Origin of the sequence: Micromonospora sp. NBC_00617 (assembly GCF_045161355.1) — a bacterium.
GTDB lineage: Bacteria > Actinomycetota > Actinomycetes > Mycobacteriales > Micromonosporaceae > Micromonospora.
In genome coordinates this window covers 4,262,700-4,279,153 of the sequence record NZ_CP107751.1, presented here as the reverse complement: position 1 = coordinate 4,279,153, position 16,454 = coordinate 4,262,700, and the positions used below count along the sequence as shown (strand labels likewise).

Below are 16,454 nucleotides of genomic sequence, written 5' to 3'. Positions count from 1 at the left end.
ACCTGACAGGGCAACAACCGGGACCGGCCGGCCGTGGCACGGGTCACCGGCTCCTCCGGCGATAGGCTTACGGCATGACCGTCCGTCCGCCGCTGACCCCAGGCACGCTCTCCCCGATGCGACCGGTGCCCGCCCACATTCCCCGCCCGGAGTACGTGGGTAAGAAGAGCCCGCAGCAGTGGCGCGGCTCGCACGTGCAGACGCCGGAGACCATCGAGAAGATGCGGATCGCCAGCCGGCTCGCCGCCCAGGCGACCCAGCTCGCCGGTGAGCACTGCAAGCCCGGCGTGACCACCGACGAGATCGATCGTCTGGTGCACGAGTTCCTCTGCGACCACGACGCGTACCCGTCGACGCTCGGCTACCGGGGTTACCCCAAGTCCTGCTGCACCAGCGTCAACGAGGTCATCTGCCACGGCATCCCGGACTCGACCGTCCTGACCGATGGCGACATCATCAACGTCGACGTGACCGCGTACATCGGTGGAGTGCACGGTGACACCGATGCCACCTTCTGCGTCGGCGAGGTCAGCGAGGAGGCCCGGCTGCTCGTCGAACGCACCCACGAGGCCATGATGCGCGGCATCCGCGCGGTCGCACCGGGCCGCCAGATCAACGTGGTGGGCCGGGTCATCGAGTCGTACGCCAAGCGGTTCGGCTACGGCGTGGTCCGCGACTTCACCGGCCACGGGATCGGCGAGACCTTCCACAGCGGGCTCTACGTGCCGCACTACGACAGCCCCCGCCCCACGGACATCATGGAGCCGGGGATGACCTTCACCATCGAGCCGATGATCACCCTCGGCACCTACCAGTACGACATGTGGGACGACGGGTGGACGGTGGTCACCAAGGACCGCAGGTGGACCGCCCAGTTCGAGCACACCATCGTCGTCACCGACGACGGCCACGAGATCCTGACCCTGCCGTGACCGACACCCCCGCCGCCCTGCGCGAGGCACACCACGCGGACGTCTCCGGCGGCTGGCTGCGCCCGGCCGTCTTCGGCGCGATGGACGGGCTGGTCACCAACATCGCCCTCATCGCCGGCGTCGGCGGCGGTGGCGTGTCACCGCGCAGCATCGTGCTGACCGGGTCCGCCGGCCTGGTGGCCGGTGCGATCTCGATGGGGCTCGGCGAGTACACGAGCGTGCGTTCGGCCAACGAACAGGTCGCCGCCGAGGTGGCCAAGGAGCGGCGCGAGCTGGAGCGGCACCCCGAGGCGGAGGCCCGCGAGCTGGCCGACGCCTGGGTGGCCCGCGGCCTGCCCCGCGACCTCGCCACCCAGGTCGCCGAGGCGGTACGGCGTGACCCGGAGGAGGCGCTGCGGGTGCACGTCCGCGAGGAGTTGGGCGTCGACCCGGACGACCAGCCGAGCCCGTGGACGGCGGCGATCTCCTCGTTCTCGTTCTTCTCGGTGGGGGCGCTGATCCCGCTGCTGCCATACCTGCTGGGCGCCACCGATCTCTGGCTGGCGCTCGCCGTGGGTGGGATCGGCCTGTTCGCCGCCGGCGCCGTGGTGGCCCGGTTCACCAACCGACCCTGGTGGACGGGCGGCCTGCGCCAGCTCGTGCTGGGCGCCGCCGCGGCCGGCGCCACCTACCTGATCGGCGCACTGATCGGGGTGCAGGGCGGGCTGTGACGCCCGTCAACCGGTGAGCAGCTCGTCGATCGTGCCGTCGACCGGGCGGCCACGGGCCGTCAACTCCTCGGCCTGCCGCGCCAGCACCGCGCCGACCTCCGTCATGTCCGCGCCGGCCAGCCCGGTGCGCCGCACCGCGTCGCCCGGATCGCGGAAGTAGGTGCGGCCCAGCAGGCCGGTCACGGTCGCCGCGGCCAACCGCGCCTCACCGAGCATCAGCAACGCCTGGTCGGTCTCGTACCACTCGGCCAACCGGGCGGCCCGCGAGTGCGCCGCGCTGCCCCGGTACCAGGACTGCCGCGCCGCGGTGCTGAACTCCGCCGGCCGGGCCCGGGCGAGCCGGCCGAGATGCTCGTCCCGCAACGTCCGCAGCCAGCTCGTCGGGTCGTACAGCGACCGGGTGGTGACGTACCGGTCGGCCGTCAGCGGCCACAACGGGGACAGCACCCGGGCCTGCCCGAGATAGTCGTCGGCGGCGGCCACGGTCAGATCGACGAGCACCCCGTCCACCCGCCGGGTCGCCGGCGGCGGCCCGGTGCCCGGCCGGTAGGTGACCACCAGCATCCCCACCTCGCCGTCCCCGCCACCGTCGTCGTCGCCGTGCGCCAGGGGACCGTGGACCCCGATCGCGAGCACGTCGGCCGGAAACCGCCGCCGGACCACCTCGGCGACCCGTTCCGCCACCGTCCACCGTCGATCGTCGAGGCCCCGGTCGACACCCGACCGCCCACTGCTCGCGCTCACGGGTCGGCTTTTGTTCGCGGCTGCGGGGCTCGCAGGACCGGCTCACTCCTCGCGCTCACGGGTCAGCTTTTGTTCGCGGCTGCGGGGCTCGCAGGACCGGCTCACTCCTCGCGCTCACGGGTCAACCTCCGCCTCAGGCGACTGGCGTCAGCCTAGCCAGCAGACGGGGTGTCGGCCGGCACGCCGCGCCCGGCCGGCACCAGCCGGAAGATGCGGATCTCCCGGCCGCCGGCCCGCTCGACGTACGTGCGGTACGCCGGCCACTCGGTGACCAGCAGCTGCCACAGGCGGTCCCGTTCGGCCCCGGTGGCCGGCTCGGCCCGCACCGGGAACCGGCGACCCTGCACGTCCACCTCGGCGGTCGGGTCGGCGAGCAGGTTGATCGCCCAACCGGGCTGGTGGGGCTGCCCCCAGTTGGAGCCGATCACCACGTACGCGTCGCCGTCGGTCACGTAGAGCAGCGGATTGCTGCGCGGCTTGCCCGAGCGGCGACCGGTCGTGGTGATCACAAGGGACGGGAGCACGCCGAGCGCGACCACCCGGCCCCGGGTGAGCCGGCCGACGATCCGGTCGGCGGGGACCAGCAGACGGGCGGCCGCCCCGAACCAGCGGTGGTGGCCGAGTCGACGGGTGAGGGTTGCGAGCGCTGACACGCGGATCAGTCTGCCGGCTGCCCCGCCCCGACGGCACCCCCGGACGGCCTGGTTCCGGCCCCACGGCCCCGGGTGGCCCGGGTGGCCCGGTTCAGTCCAGGCGACGTTCGATCGGCAGCCCCGACCGGGTGAACAGGCCCGCGCCGAGCATCGCCACCACCGGCACCAGCACCAGCACGCCCAGCGCCGGCCACGGCACCAGGTACGGGTACGGCTCCCGGGCCGGCCAGGCCGTGGCGTACTCCCGGTTGGCCGAGAACAGCACGATCGCCGCGGTGCCGAGCCCGGCCACGATGCCGAGCACCGAGCCGAGACCGGCGATCACTCCGGCCTGACAGATCGCCAGCAGTCGGCGTACCGCAGGGGCAGCGCCGACCGCGGCGAGGGTGGACAGTTCGGCGCGGCTCTCCGCGGCGGCGAGCGCGGTGGCGATCCCGGCCGCGCCCACCGTGATCATTCCGGCCGCCGCGGCGAGCAGCAGCAGCAGCGGTGAGTCGTCGCGCGGGGCGGCGCCATGCTCCACCTGGAGGGAGAACCTCCCGAAGGCCCGCAGGTCGTTGGTGAATCGGTCCTGCCGGCGCTGGCTGGGCGGCGCCGGGGTGGCGACCACCCAGCCCGCCTCGACCGGGTTCAACCCGAGCTGTCGGGCGGCGGACGCGGAGAGCAGGAGGCGGGGCTGGCCGACCGTCGGCGGCAACGCGTACCCGGGCAGGTCGTGCCGGGTGGTGGTCGCCTCGTCCCGCCCGATCCGCACCTCCATCACCTGCACCGTCACCCGGCCGTCGTGCAGGTAGCGCGCGTTGGTCACCACCACGCCTCCGGCGCGCAGCACCGCGGTGGCGGCGGCGGTCGCCGCCGCGTCGGCGCCGGTGAGCAGCGGCAGCGCGCTGCCGTCGTCCACCAGTGTCTCGACGCCGTTGTCGAAGTAGTCGGCGGCACGGTCCCGGCAGCGCGGGTCGGCCCGTGCCTGGCGACGCTGCGCCGCCGACAGGTCGCCCCCCGGCGGAAAGGGGCAGACGCGCTCCGGCGGGATTTCCGGCCCGACGGAGCAGTAGTCCGCCGGGCCGTCGGTCGAGGAGCAGAGCGGCATGCGTACGGGTGCGACGGCGGTGGCGCCCAGCTGCGCCCGGGCGACTGCGTCGACCTGGGCCAACGTCGGCTCCGGCTGCCGGCCCGGCTCCTGGGGGTTGATGAGCACGTGACCGGTGGGCAGCATCGGCCGGTAGGCGCGGGCGTCGCGGACCCCGTCGCTGGTCAGGTATCCGCCGAGCGCGACGCTGCTGGCCACCGCCGCCATCACGGCGCAGATGGCCGGCGCCGCGGCGGCCCGGTTGCGGCTGGCGTCGCGCAGCGCGATGCGGGGCGCCAGCGGCAGCACCCGGCCGAGCCGGGCGAGCGCGCCGATCAACGTGGGTGTGCAACAGACCAGGCCCAGCTCGCCGAGGATCAGGCCGGTCAGGATCACCGCCGGCGACGTCCGGCTCGCCCCGAACGCCGCGAGCGCCGCCCCACCGACCACCAGCGTCAACCCGAGGGTCAGGGCGCGGGCCCGGGGCGGGGGAGGGGTACGTCGCCCGGCGAGCCCGGCGATGACGTCCTGCCGGGCCGCCGTCCAGGCCGGCGCGAGCGCGGCCAGCACCCCGGCCAGCACCGCGACCCCGCCGAGCACGACGAGGGCCGAGGGCCAGCAGCGGTACCCACCGAAGCGGGCGCCGAAGACGTACTGCTCCATGAGTGGACGACCGGCGAACGCCGCGCCGACACCGAGCAGCAACCCCGCCGCGGCGCCCAGCACGCCCAGCACCACCCCGTCGGCGAGCACGACCCGACGCAGTTGGGCCGCGTCCCCACCGGCCACCGCGACCAGCGCCAGGTCCCGGCGCCGACGGCGGACCCCCACGGCGAACGCCGGCCCGACCAGCAGTACGACCTCCAGCAGCCCCAGGCCGGCGATCAGCACGCCGGTGCTCAGGTCGGTGGTGTCGGCGTAGCCGATCCAGCTCCGGGGCCACGTCGCCGAGGCCGGCAGGTGGCGGGACGCGACCACCACCCCGTGGTCATTGAGCCGCGACACCATCGCCGCGTCGACGACGCCGGGCACGTCGACCAGCCAGCGGCTGTCCGTCTGCGGATCGGCCCGCCCGACGGCCGCCGGGTGCAGCGCCACCACCGGGCCGAGGTCGTCGGGAAACTCGACCACCCCGACCACCGTGTACGTCCTCGCCCGGTCGGCGGTGGCCACAGCGTCGCCCAGGCGTACATCCAGGCGGCGCAGCGCCGCCGGGCTCACCGCGACCTCGCCGGGCTGCTGCGGCGCCCGCCCCGACCGGAACCGCACCAGACTCCGGGCCAGCGGGTCGGTGAGGTCGAGAACCCGCCCCTGGAGGGTCTCGTCACCTCTCGGGCCCCGCACCGGCACCGGGCTTCCGGTGCGGACCTCGGTGACCCGGCTGCCCGGGCCGAGCAACGCGGTCACCTCGGCGGCGGTGGCCGGACGGCCGAACGCCGACTGGCTGCCGTCACGGGGATACCAGCTGTCGCCCCACCCGTCCTGGACGAGCGGCGTATCGGCGAACCATCGCAGCTCCGCGTCGGCGACGCCGAGGCGCCGGTCGACACGCTCCTGCGGGGTCAGGTCGGACATGTCGTAGCTCGTGGTGAGGAAGGCCAGCACCAGCACCGGCAGGGCGATCATCGCGAGCACCAGGGCGGTACGCCGACGCGCCCGGCGCGACTCCCGTCGGGCGATCCGCAGCGCCGCCCGCCACGAGCCGGTCAGTTCGGCGAACCTCCGCCGCCCGAGGGAGGTGGGCGGTGTCACCGGCCCGACCGCCGGGGGATCGACGCGGCGGCGTACCAGCGGCGTCCGGCGCAGGGTCAACAGTCGCTGCCGGACAGCAGTTGCTCGACGCTGCCCAGCGGGGCCGTCGTGTCGACCAGAACGCCGTCGCGCAGGAACACCACCCGGTCGGCCCAGCCGGCGTGGCGCGCTTCGTGGGTGACGAGGATGCCGGCGGCGCCCGCCTCGACCCGGCGACGCAGCAGGTGCAGCACCGCCTCGCCGGTCTGCGAGTCGAGCGCCCCGGTGGGTTCGTCGGCGAGCACCAGCCGCCGCTCGCCGACCAACGCGCGGGCGATCGCCACCCGCTGCTGCTGACCACCGGAGAGCTGGTCCGGGAAGCGGTCACCCAGCGCCGGCAGGCCCACCTCGGTCAGCGCGGCCAGGGCCGCCGCGCGGGCCCGCCGGCCGCCGACGCCGTCGAGCTCCAGCGGGAGCGCGACGTTCTCCAACGCGCTCAGGCTGCCCAGCAGGTTGAGCTGCTGGAAGATGTAACCGATGCGACGGCGGCGCAGTTGAGCCAGCCCGCGGCGATCCAACGCCCCGAGCGGCTGGCCCTCGACCCGGACGTCGCCGCGGGTCGGGCGGTCCAGCCCACCGGCGAGAGCCAGCAGCGTCGACTTGCCCGAACCGGACGGACCCATCACGGCGACCAGCTCGCCCGGCCGGACGACCAGGCTCACACCGCGCAGCGCGTGGACCGCAGCCGGGCCGGACCCATGGGTGCGGTGGACGGCGCGCAGCTCCAGCACCGCGTCGTCCATTCCGCTCACCGTCGCGCCTCCTCGTCGGCCCACCGAGCGCCGTCCGACGCCCCGCCGTCGGGGGGCCGCGGCGGGGACGGCGTCGGCCCGTTGGGCTGATGCCGGACCAGGCTGCTCTCGCAGTGGTCCAGCCACCGCACCTCAGCTTCGGCCTGAAACACCATCGAGTCCAGCACCAGCCGCCACGGCATGTCCTCCGGGCGGTCGCTGCCGTACTTCAACCGGGTCAACTCCTGCAACGTGCGCATCGTCGCGCTGCGCTGGGCCTGCACCACCGAGCGGACGTCCACTCCGGGGGTGGTGAGCGCCAGGGCCAGTTTGATCGCCAGCTCGTCGCGGGGGCGGTCGGTACGGCTGATCGGGGTGGCGAACCACAGCGCGAGGTCCGCCCGGCCGGCGTCGGTGATCTCGTACGGGCGCTGCCCGGCCTCGCTCTCCGGCAGCGGGCGCACCAGACCGTCCCGTTCCAGCCGGGACAGCGTGGTGTAGACCTGCCCGATGTTCAGCGGCCAGGTCGAGCCGGTCGACTCCTCGAACGCGGCGCGCAGCTGGTAGCCGTACATCTGGCCGCGTTCGAGAAGGGCGAGCAGCCCGTGACGGATGGACATGGCAACGGAGTATGCATACCTGGTATGCGCTCCGCAACCGGAGCGGACCAGTTCAGTTCGGGCGGCCGGGAAATGCGACAGTCAGCGGGGTCACCTTTGCGGTCTTTCGCCACCGCGTGGCCCGTACGGCGTACTCGACCAGGGCGGCCAGCGCCCGGTCGCGGTCCGGGCCGGTGGTGGACGCCAACGCGGCCCGCCAGTGCGCCGCGGTGCGCTCCTCCACCTCGACGGCCAGCCGCAACGCGCTCGCCCGGTCGGTGACGGGAAACGGCAGCGCGTACCCGGCCCGGCCCGGCGGAACGGTGCCGCCCGTGGTGCTGAGCTGCACCACCAGGGCGTCGCGCCGGCGTCGGTGTGCGGCCTCCGCCTGGTGTGCGAACTCGCGTGCCGCCCCGGTGAGCCGGACGCCGATCCGTCCGTAGGCGTAGATCGCCGCGTACTCGGCGGAGAGGGCGGCGGCGAGGGCCTCCGCGGCGGTGGGCTGCCTCACTTCAGTGCCTCCTGGTGGGTGGCCCGTGCGGCGGCGATCGACCCGAGCAGCGCCGCCCGCTCGGCGGGTGCCGCCGCGCAGGCCGCGGTGGCGGACTGCTGTGCGGTCTTCTCCCGCGCGCGCAGGGCGGCCAGCGCGCCGGCCGGCTCGGTCGCCGTGGTGGCGCTCGGGTCGGCGGCGGGTGTGGACGGGAGAGCGACGCCGATGACCCGGGCGAGCTCGGTGGCGTGCGCGGTGTGTGTCTCGGCGATGGGGCCGAGGCGGTCGGCCAGCTCCGGGTGGGCGGCGGCGCTCGCCCGGTACGCGGCGGCCAGGCCCAGGGACTCGTCGACCATCGGACGCAGCGGGTCCGGCGGCGGCGCCGGCTCGTCGTCGCGGTCGAAAAGATCACAGCCGGTCAGCGGCGCCGCTGCGCAGCCGAGCGCCAGCAGCGCCCCTGCACGCAGGAGCTTTCGCCGGTTATGTCCGGATACTTGGTCGCGCGAAGTCGTTCTGCCGATCCCCACCGGGCAAGTGAACACCATCGGCGCCGGTCCGGGGGCCATCGCCGTCGGTGCGCCGCCCGGTCTGTCGCCCGGCAGGCGCGTTACGCTCTGCGCAGCCACCGGCGCGTCCGCTCCGGTGGCGTGCCGGCATGGCGGGACGAGGGTCCTCATCGACCAGGGAAAGGGTGCGCAGATGACGCAGCGTGGCCGTGCCACCAGGTCGACGGGTCGACCCCGCGACGGCGCGGGCTCCCGCGGTCCGCGCGACGGCGCCGCCCCGCGCGGCGGCGGTGATCTCGCGGCACGGCGTACCCGGTTGCGGACCGTGATCGAGCCGGTGGTCAACGGCGTGGGCTACGACCTGGAGGACCTGTCGGTCTCCCGGGCCGGCCGCCGGCACGTGGTGCGGGTGATCGTGGACGCCGACGGCGGCATCGACCTGGACGCCGTCGCGGACGTCTCCCGCGCGGTCTCGGCCGCCCTGGACGCCGCCGAGGAGACCGGCGGCGACATTCTCGCCGGGGAATACCAGCTCGAGGTCAGCTCGCCGGGTGTGGACCGGCCGCTCACCCTGCCCCGGCACTGGCGGCGCAACGTGGGCCGGCTGGTCAAGGTCACCGTCCGGGGCGCGGTCGCGCTGCCCGGCCAGCGCGGCGAGCAGCCCTCCGGGGATCGCCAGCTGACCGGCCGGGTGGTCGGGGCCGACGACGAGGGCGTGCGGCTGGAGACCGACGACGGCCAGACCCGTTGGGCGTACGCCCAGCTGGGCCCGGGCCGGGTGCAGGTCGAGTTCACCCGCCTCGCCGAGCTGGGTGAGCCGGACGAGTTCGACGACGCGGACGAGAACGACGAGAACGACGATTCAGACGACATCGACGACGAAGATGATGTGGAGGACGAGGAGAGGTGAACATCGACCTCGCGGCGCTGCGCGCACTCGAGCGCGAGCGGGAGATCCCGTTCGACACGATTCTCGCGGCGATCGAGACCGCGTTGCTGACCGCCTACCGGCACACCGACGGCGCCGAGCCGCACGCCCGGGTGGAGATCGACCGCAAGTCCGGCGCCGCCCTGGTGTACGCGCAGGAGATGGACGCCGACGGTTCCCTGGTGCGCGAGTGGGACGACACGCCGCACGACTTCGGGCGGATCGCCGCGATGACCGCCAAGCAGGTGATCCTCCAGCGTCTGCGGGAGGCCACCGACGAGGTGCACTTCGGCGAGTACGTGGGCCGCGAGGGTGATCTGATCACCGGCGTGGTGCAGGCGCACGAGACCCGTACCGAGAAGGGCATCGTCAGCGTCGACCTGGGCAAGCTGGAGGGCGTGCTGCCGCAGTCCGAGCAGGTGCCCGGCGAGCGGTACGCCCACGGCGAGCGGGTCCGGTGCGTGGTGGTGCACGTGGCCAAGGGCATGCGTGGACCGCAGATCACCCTGTCCCGGTCGCACCCGGCCCTGGTCAAGAAGCTGTTCGCGCTGGAGGTCCCGGAGATCGCCGACGGCACGGTCGAGATCGGCGCGATCGCCCGTGAGGCAGGTCACCGTACGAAGATCGCCGTCCGCTCCACCACCCCCGGGGTGAACGCCAAGGGCGCCTGCATCGGTCCGATGGGCCAGCGGGTGCGCGCGGTGATGAGCGAGCTGCACGGTGAGAAGATCGACATCATCGACTGGTCGGACGACCCGGCCACCTTCGTCGGCAACGCGTTGTCGCCGGCCAAGGCGCTGCGCGTCGAGGTGGTGGATCTGGCCGGCCGGGCCGCCCGGGTGACCGTCCCGGATTTCCAGCTCTCGCTCGCCATCGGCCGCGAGGGGCAGAATGCCCGACTCGCTGCCCGGTTGACCGGTTGGCGGATCGACATCCGGTCCGACGCGGAGCAGACCGCGCCCGCCGCGCGCGGGGCGGCCGAGCACGTGCCGGAGCCGGGCGGCGCGATCTAGGGCAGCTAGGGGTAGACTTCCTCCAGTGGTACGACGCGCGCAGCCGGAGCGCACCTGTGTGGGTTGCCGGCAACGTGCGCCGGCCAGCGAATTGCTGCGGGTCGTCGCGATCGGGGACGAGGCTGGTCACAGCCTCCGGCCTGATCCGCGCCGCAGGCTGCCGGGTCGGGGAGCGAACATGCACCCGGATCCGGCCTGCTTCGCGCTGGCGGTGCGGCGCCGCGCCTTCGGGCGAGCGCTGCGCATCACCGAGGTCCTCGACCACGGTGTGCTGGCAGAGCACGTCGATGCGCCAACCACTACGTCCGGTCAGCCCGACCGGGCGAGGGTCGCTAGCAGGGTAGGACGACCGACATGAGCACACGATGAAGTCCCTGAAATGACCAGGCTTCAAGTGCACGAGTGAGGTCGCTGCGGGTGCTGCCCGCACGACCTCGGAGTGAGGAGTGCAGTGGCAGGCAAGGCCCGCGTACACGAGCTTGCAAAAGAGCTCGGGGTCGAGAGTAAGACCGTTCTCGCCAAGCTGAAGGAAATGGGCGAGTTCGTCAAGTCCGCGTCCAGCACTGTCGAGGCGCCCGTCGCCCGACGGCTGCGTAACGCATTCGTCGCGTCTTCCGGTGCTCCGGCGCCGGCCGCCCCGTCGGCGCCCGCGCCGACGCCGGCTTCGACGCCGACCCCGACGCCGTCTCCGACCCCGGGCGCCCCCCGGGTCTCGGCGAAGCCGATGCCGCCTCGGCGGCCGGCCGCGCCGGCACCCGGTCCGAAGCCCAAGGGCCCGGTGCCCGGTGCGCCGCAGTCGGCGGCCCCGGTCGCCAAGCCGGCGAGTGCCCACGACATCGAGGTGGCGGCCGCGGAGGCGCGTGCCGCCGCGCTGAAGGCTGAGCAGGAGGCCGCGGTCAAGGCCGCGCAGGCCGCCCGCCAGCAGCAGCGGGAGAACCCCGTTCGCCGCGAGCCTCCGGCAGAGGGCAACCGTCCCGGTCCGCGGCCGGGTCCGGCCGCGATGCCGCCCCGTCCCGGTTCGCCGGCCGCTCGGCCGAGCACGCCGGCGCCGGGTCCCGGTGCCCGACCGGGTGGTCGTCCGCCGGCGCGCGGCGCCGGTAACAACCCGTTCGGCATCCAGGGTGGCCAGCAGCAGCGGCCGCCGGCCGCGGGTGCGGGTGGCCCCCGGCCCAACAGCCCGGCGGGTATGCCGCCGCGGCCGAGCCCGAACTCCATGCCGCCGCGGCCCAGCCCGGCGTCCATGCCGAGTCAGCGTCCGGCCGCCGGTCGTCCCGGCCCGGGTGGCGCCGGTCGTCCCGGTGGCGGCGCGGGTCGTCCCGGTGGCGGTGGCGGCGGTTTCCGTGGTGGTCCCGGCGGCGGCGCCGGTGGTGGCGGCGGTTACCGCGGCGGCCCCGGTGGCGGCGCGGGTGCCGGCGGTGGCGGTGGCTACCGTGGCGGTCCCGGCGGCGGTGGCGGTGCTCCCGGTGGCGGTTTCCGTCCCGGTGGTCCGGCCGGTGGCGGCGGTCGTCCGGGTGCGGGCGGTCGTGGCCGTGGCGGCGGCGCCGCGGGTGCCTTCGGGCGTCCGGGTGGCCGGCCGACGCGTGGCCGCAAGTCCAAGAAGCAGCGCAGACAGGAGTTCGACAACCTGTCGGCTCCGACCATGAGCTCGGGTGCTCCCCGGGGTCAGGGTCAGGTCGTCCGGCTCTCCCGTGGCGCCTCGCTGTCGGACTTCGCCGACAAGATCAACGCCAACCCGGGTTCGCTGGTCCAGGAGATGTTCAACCTGGGCGAGATGGTCACCGCGACCCAGTCCTGCTCTGACGACACCCTGCAGCTGCTGGGTGAGCACCTCGGCTTCGAGGTGCAGATCGTCAGCCCGGAGGACGAGGACCGCGAGCTGCTCGCGCAGTTCAACATCGACCTCGACGCGGAGGTGGCCGAGGAGCGTCTGGTCAGTCGTGCGCCGGTCGTGACCGTCATGGGTCACGTCGACCACGGTAAGACCAAGCTGCTCGACGCGATCCGTAAGGCGAACGTCGTGGCCGGCGAGGCCGGTGGCATCACCCAGCACATCGGTGCCTACCAGGTCCACGTCCCGCACGAGGGCGAGGACCGCGCCGTGACCTTCATCGACACCCCGGGTCACGAGGCGTTCACCGCCATGCGTGCCCGTGGTGCCCAGGTGACGGACGTCGTGATCCTGGTGGTCGCGGCCGACGACGGCGTGATGCCGCAGACCATCGAGGCGTTGAACCACGCCAAGGCGGCCGACGTGCCGATCGTGGTCGCGGTCAACAAGGTCGACAAGCCGGAGGCCAACCCGGACAAGGTCCGCCAGCAGCTGACCGAGTACGGCCTGGTCGCCGAGGAGTACGGCGGCGACACCATGTTCGTCAACGTGGCCGCCAAGCCGGGCATCGGCATCGAGGAGCTGCTCGAGGCTGTCCTGCTGACCGCCGACGCGTCGCTGGAGCTGACCGCTCCGATCGACGGGCCGGCGCAGGGTGTGGCCATCGAGGCGCACCTGGACAAGGGTCGCGGTGCGGTGGCGACGGTGCTCGTGCAGAAGGGCACCCTGCGGGCGGGCGACTCGATCGTCGCCGGTGGGGCGCACGGCCGGGTCCGCGCCATGCTCGACGAGAACGGCAACCAGGTCACCGAGGCCGGTCCGGCGCGTCCGGTCATGGTGCTGGGTCTGACCGCGCCTCCCGGCGCGGGCGACACGTTCCTCGCCGCGGCGGACGACCGTACGGTGCGGCAGATCGCCGAGCAGCGGCAGGCACGGCGGCGGGCGGCGTCCTTCGCCAACTCCCGTGGTCGGGCCACTCTTGAGACGCTCATGGAGCAGCTCAAGGAGGGCGAGAAGACGTCGCTCAACCTCATCCTCAAGGGTGATGTCTCCGGTTCGGTGGAGGCTCTGGAGGATGCGCTGTTCAACCTCGACATTCCCGAGGAGGTCCAGCTCAAGGTCCTCGACCGGGGCGTCGGCGCGATCACCGAGAGCAACGTCATGCTCGCGAGTGCCTCGTCGGAGCCGGTCACGATCATCGGCTTCAACGTGCGGGCCTCGAACAAGGTCCGTGAGATGGCCGACCGCGAGGGCGTGGAGATCCGGTACTACACGATCATCTACCAGGCCATCGAGGAGATCGAGGCAGCGCTCAAGGGCCTGCTCAAGCCGGAGTACGAGGAGGTCGAGCTGGGCAGCGCGGAGATCCGCGACGTCTTCCGCTCGTCCAAGATCGGCAACATCTCCGGTTGTATCGTCCGGTCGGGCATCATCCGGCGCAACGCGAAGGCGCGCCTGCTGCGGGACGGGGCGGTCGTGGCGGACAACCTCACGATCACCTCGCTCAAGCGGTTCAAGGACGACGCCACGGAGGTCCGCGAGGGCTTCGAGTGTGGTCTGACCCTGGGTGGTTACAACAACGTCCAGGTCGGCGACGTCATCGAGACCTTCGAGATGCGGGAGAAGGCTCGCGCCTGATCCGGCAGTGACACGCTGATCAAGGGGTTTACGCCGACTGGCGTAAACCCCTTGATCATGCGGGGCGGGTTGCCGGTATCGTCCGGGGCGATGTTCACCGGAAACGCGGTCTTCGACCTGCTGCTGCCGGGCGACTCCCGGTCGCTCAAAGCCAAGAGATCATATGTCCGGCCGATCGTGGCGGCGCTGCGCCGCTTCGAGGTCTCGGCCGCCGAGGTGGGTGCGCTCGACCTGCACGGTCGAGCGGAGATAGCGGTGGCGGTGGTCGCCGCCGAAGCGGCGCACGTCCGCGAGGTGCTCGACTCCTGCGAGCGCCTGGTGGCCGCGCGCCCCGAGGTCGAGTTGTTGTCGGTCCGGCGTCGGCTGTACGGCGTGGACGACGACTGACTCGGGGTGCCGGCGGTGCCGGGCGACCGGCGCCGCCGCGAAGGTAGTGTTCGAGATGTTGGCCGGTCGGCCGGCGACCCCGGGTCGCCGGGTCGGCCGGGAGCAGGACGCCGTGGAGGTGGCGAGATGTCTGATCCGGCCAAGGTACGCCGGCACGCGGAACGGGTGCGTGAGCTGGTCGCGTCGGTGGTGCGGAGCCAGATCAAGGACCCGCGGCTCGGCATGATCACCATCACCGATGCCCGGATCACCGCTGATCTGCGCGAGGCGACGGTCTTCTACACGGTGCTCGGTGACGCGGTGGCCCAGGCGGACACCGCGGCGGCTCTGGAGAGCGCCAAGGGGCTGCTGCGCAGCACGGTCGGCAAGGCGCTCGGGCTGCGGCACTCGCCGACGCTCACCTTCGTCCTGGACGACGTGCAGGACCAGGTCAAGCACATCGACGATCTGCTCGCCGCCGCCCGCAACGCCGACGCGGAGGTGCAGCGGCTGGCCGCCCGGGCGGAGTACGCGGGCGAGGCGCAGCCCTATCGGGTCGACGACGACGAGACCGACGACGCGACCGACGAAGCTGACGTGGCCGCCGACGTCACGGAGAACCCCCGGGGTGGGGCAGCGCGGTGACGGCCGCCGCCGGTGCCCAACTCGTCGCACCGGTCGACACCGGCCCGGCCGATGCGGACTGGGCCGCGGCCGAGGCGCTGATCCGCGCCGTCGGGCCGACCAGCCGGGTGCTGTTGATCTGCCATGTCAACCCGGACGGGGACGCGCTGGGCAGCATGCTCGGCTTCGGTCTGGGCCTGCGCCAGTTCGGCGTACACCGGTTGCAGGCGACTTTTCCCGGGCCGCCGGAGGTGCCCGAGCCGTTCCGGGGGCTGCCCGGCTTGGAGCTGCTGGTCCCGGCCGACGTCGCGGACCCGGCTCCGGATTTGGTCATCTGCTTCGACGCGGCCAGCGAGTCGCGCCTCGGTGAGCTGGCCGGTCGGCTGTCGACGGCTCCTGCCGTCCTGGTGCTCGACCACCACGCCTCGAACCCGGGCTTCGGCACCGTCAACCTGGTCGACCCGCGGGCCGCCGCCACGTCGGTGGTGGCCGAGCAGCTGTTGGCGCGACTGGGCGTAGCGCTGGATCGGGCCATCGCCGAGTGCCTGTACGTGGCGCTGACCACGGACACCGGCTCGTTCCGGTTCGAGGCGACCACTCCGGCGGTGCACCAGCTTGCCGCCCGGCTGCTGTCCACCGGCATCTCGCCCGGGGACATCTCCCGGCGGGTGTTCGACACCCGACCTTTCGGTGCGGTCCGCCTCTTCGGGGAGGTGCTCGGCCGTGCTCGGCTGGAGCCGGCCGCCGCCGACGGCCGGGGGCTGGTGTGGACCTTCGCCACCCTCGACGACCTGGCCCGCCACGACCAGCGGCCGTACGTCCTGGAGGCGCTGATCGACTCGGTGCGCTGCACCGCCGAGGCGGACGTGAGCTGCGTGCTGAAGCAGACCGCCGCCGACGAGTGGGCCGTGTCGATGCGGAGCAAGGGCGCGGTGAACGTCAGTCGCGTGGCAGTGGCGCTGGGCGGGGGTGGCCACACGTTCGCGGCCGGGTTCACCGGCCGGGGGACCGCCGAGCACGTCATCGAGGCGATCCGCGGCGAGCTGACCGGGGCACTGATCACCGGCCACGCCTGACCGCTCCCGGGCCGTCCGGCGCAGCTGAGCGTGCCCGTCCACGGTCCCGCCCGGGGCGGGAAGTTCAGGGTCAGGTCCGGGGAGTGTTGGTCTTCCCGCGCTTGGTGAGAACGGGAAGAATTGCGGGATGGAGCAGCCGCACGACCTCACCGTGGAGGCCCCCCGAGCCTGGGACCGGCCCGCCGTCTCCGTTCCGGTTCTCCTCTGCCTGTCCCTCGTCGGTGGCCGATTCGCGTCGTTCTCCACCGAGGCGAATCTCTACACGCTCGGCACCGGCGGCGTGTTGATCTGGCTCGGTCTGAGCAACCGGGTGCCCCGACGGCCGGCGCCGCGTCGGCTGGGCCCGAAAGCGGCCTGGTGGGCACTGCCGGTGATGGTCTTCGGGGTCTTCGAGGGTGCGACCTTCGTGTTGGCCGTGGGCGACGACTTCCCCACCTTCTCCCGGTTGGCCGACCCCTTGCTGGAGGATCATCTGACCCGCTCGGCTGCCTGGTTCGCCTGGCTGGCCGCGTTCTGGGGGTTGGTGCGGCGATGATGCGGGCGCTCGCGATCGGCGGTTTCCTCACCGCGTTCGCCCTGTTCGTCGGGGTCGAGTGGCTGGCCCGGCGGGAGGGATCCCGCATACCGACCCTGGGCGAGGTCTGCGCGTACGTGATGCGCTACGAGGTCGGGTCGGTGCCGGTGGGCAGGATCGGTCTGTTCGGGTTCTGGTGGTGGCTGGGCTGGCACTTCCTGGCCCGCTGAACCGGGTGGCCG

Annotated in this window: 18 protein-coding genes; 11 read left to right on the top strand and 7 right to left on the bottom strand. The window is 73.3% G+C overall.

The annotated features are described in order from the left end of the window. Positions 1–74 precede the first annotated feature (74 nt). Positions 75–932, top strand: coding sequence for a type I methionyl aminopeptidase (gene map / locus OG505_RS19570; RefSeq protein ID WP_355066861.1), 858 nt, complete (start codon positions 75–77; stop codon positions 930–932). Continuing rightward, positions 929–1,642 carry a VIT1/CCC1 transporter family protein gene (locus tag OG505_RS19565; RefSeq protein ID WP_405426349.1) on the top strand — a complete coding sequence of 238 codons (714 nt, stop codon included), beginning with the start codon at positions 929–931 and terminating at the stop codon, positions 1,640–1,642. The genes map and OG505_RS19565 overlap by 4 nt, the downstream gene beginning before the upstream one ends. A 6-nt stretch (positions 1,643–1,648) precedes the next feature. On the opposite strand, the gene OG505_RS19560 is transcribed toward OG505_RS19565, so the two are convergent. From OG505_RS19560 to OG505_RS19530, 7 genes are all read right to left on the bottom strand, one after another. Then, the gene (locus OG505_RS19560; RefSeq protein WP_405426347.1) at positions 1,649–2,386 is read right to left on the bottom strand and encodes a nucleotidyltransferase domain-containing protein; all 738 of its coding nucleotides are present in this window, start codon (positions 2,384–2,386) and stop codon (positions 1,649–1,651) included. 152 nt (positions 2,387–2,538) lie between these two features. Continuing rightward, positions 2,539–3,039 (bottom strand): nitroreductase/quinone reductase family protein, encoded by a 501-nt coding sequence (locus OG505_RS19555; RefSeq protein WP_405426345.1) that lies wholly within the window; start codon positions 3,037–3,039, stop codon positions 2,539–2,541. 91 nt (positions 3,040–3,130) lie between these two features. After that, a complete protein-coding gene (locus OG505_RS19550) occupies positions 3,131–5,920 on the bottom strand; it encodes an FtsX-like permease family protein (RefSeq protein WP_405426343.1) in 2,790 nt (929 codons plus the stop codon). Next, positions 5,917–6,642, bottom strand: coding sequence for an ABC transporter ATP-binding protein (locus OG505_RS19545; protein WP_405434606.1), 726 nt, complete (start codon positions 6,640–6,642; stop codon positions 5,917–5,919). Before OG505_RS19545 ends, OG505_RS19550 begins: the two co-directional genes overlap by 4 nt. Before the next feature lie 5 nt (positions 6,643–6,647). Continuing rightward, the gene (locus tag OG505_RS19540; RefSeq protein WP_405426341.1) at positions 6,648–7,250 is read right to left on the bottom strand and encodes a PadR family transcriptional regulator; all 603 of its coding nucleotides are present in this window, start codon (positions 7,248–7,250) and stop codon (positions 6,648–6,650) included. Positions 7,251–7,302: 52 nt separating this feature from the next. Then, a complete protein-coding gene (locus OG505_RS19535) occupies positions 7,303–7,740 on the bottom strand; it encodes a ferritin-like domain-containing protein (protein WP_405426339.1) in 438 nt (145 codons plus the stop codon). Next, positions 7,737–8,264: a hypothetical protein gene (locus OG505_RS19530; protein ID WP_405434604.1), complete on the bottom strand. Its 528-nt coding sequence runs from the start codon at positions 8,262–8,264 to the stop codon at positions 7,737–7,739. The genes OG505_RS19535 and OG505_RS19530 overlap by 4 nt, the downstream gene beginning before the upstream one ends. Positions 8,265–8,418: 154 nt before the next feature. On the opposite strand from OG505_RS19530, the gene rimP reads away from it, so the two are divergent. The 9 genes from rimP to OG505_RS19485 all read left to right on the top strand — a co-directional run bounded on the left by rimP (position 8,419) and on the right by OG505_RS19485 (position 16,442). Next, positions 8,419–9,135 carry a ribosome maturation factor RimP gene (rimP, locus tag OG505_RS19525; protein WP_405426337.1) on the top strand — a complete coding sequence of 239 codons (717 nt, stop codon included), beginning with the start codon at positions 8,419–8,421 and terminating at the stop codon, positions 9,133–9,135. Next, entirely contained in the window at positions 9,132–10,166 is a 1,035-nt protein-coding gene (gene nusA, locus OG505_RS19520; protein WP_405426335.1) for a transcription termination factor NusA, read from the top strand. Before rimP ends, nusA begins: the two co-directional genes overlap by 4 nt. Before the next feature lie 25 nt (positions 10,167–10,191). Then, positions 10,192–10,524: a YlxR family protein gene (locus tag OG505_RS19515; RefSeq protein ID WP_266251254.1), complete on the top strand. Its 333-nt coding sequence runs from the start codon at positions 10,192–10,194 to the stop codon at positions 10,522–10,524. Between the two features lie 93 nt (positions 10,525–10,617). Further along, a complete protein-coding gene (infB, locus tag OG505_RS19510) occupies positions 10,618–13,632 on the top strand; it encodes a translation initiation factor IF-2 (RefSeq protein WP_405426332.1) in 3,015 nt (1,004 codons plus the stop codon). A gap of 90 nt (positions 13,633–13,722) precedes the next feature. After that, positions 13,723–14,019 (top strand): DUF503 domain-containing protein, encoded by a 297-nt coding sequence (locus tag OG505_RS19505; protein ID WP_234588255.1) that lies wholly within the window; start codon positions 13,723–13,725, stop codon positions 14,017–14,019. A gap of 126 nt (positions 14,020–14,145) precedes the next feature. Beyond that, the gene (gene rbfA / locus OG505_RS19500) at positions 14,146–14,643 is read left to right on the top strand and encodes a 30S ribosome-binding factor RbfA (RefSeq protein WP_405426331.1); all 498 of its coding nucleotides are present in this window, start codon (positions 14,146–14,148) and stop codon (positions 14,641–14,643) included. Continuing rightward, positions 14,640–15,698, top strand: coding sequence for a bifunctional oligoribonuclease/PAP phosphatase NrnA (locus OG505_RS19495; protein ID WP_405426329.1), 1,059 nt, complete (start codon positions 14,640–14,642; stop codon positions 15,696–15,698). Before rbfA ends, OG505_RS19495 begins: the two co-directional genes overlap by 4 nt. 127 nt (positions 15,699–15,825) lie before the next feature. Beyond that, positions 15,826–16,233, top strand: a complete 408-nt coding sequence (locus OG505_RS19490; RefSeq protein WP_405426327.1) for a hypothetical protein — start codon at positions 15,826–15,828, stop codon at positions 16,231–16,233. Next, positions 16,233–16,442 carry a DUF6186 family protein gene (locus OG505_RS19485; RefSeq protein WP_405434603.1) on the top strand — a complete coding sequence of 70 codons (210 nt, stop codon included), beginning with the start codon at positions 16,233–16,235 and terminating at the stop codon, positions 16,440–16,442. Before OG505_RS19490 ends, OG505_RS19485 begins: the two co-directional genes overlap by 1 nt. Positions 16,443–16,454 lie beyond the last annotated feature (12 nt).